Source organism: Pontibacter sp. HSC-14F20 (assembly GCF_019599265.1).
Lineage (GTDB): Bacteria > Bacteroidota > Bacteroidia > Cytophagales > Hymenobacteraceae > Pontibacter.
The window spans coordinates 1-283 of the sequence record NZ_JAHZTC010000076.1; the positions used below are offsets into that span (position 1 = coordinate 1).

Consider the following 283-nt stretch of genomic DNA (forward strand, 5'->3'; position numbering starts at 1 on the left):
GTCAGGGAGCTGGGGTTGATCAGAGCCTCCTCGGGCGAGAGCTCGAGAAAGTATTTGAAGGACATGTCGTAGCGCGAGCGCTCCACCACGTCCACATCGGAGAGGGTGTAGATGGTCTTCAGCAGCAGGTACTTGAACATGCGCACCGGGCTTTCGGCCCTGCGGCCATTGGTGGTGCAGTATTTGGCAACCAGCTCCTCGTAGATGAAAGTGAAGTCGATCAGGTCGTTGATTTTACGAAGCAGATTGTCCTGGGGGACAATCAGATCATAGAGCCCTGAAT

General features: G+C 54.8%; 1 protein-coding gene. It reads right to left on the reverse strand.

From position 1 onward, the window contains the following. Positions 1 to 283 (reverse strand): transposase (locus K3G39_RS21255; protein WP_255594579.1); only part of this gene is annotated, 283 nt, incomplete at both ends.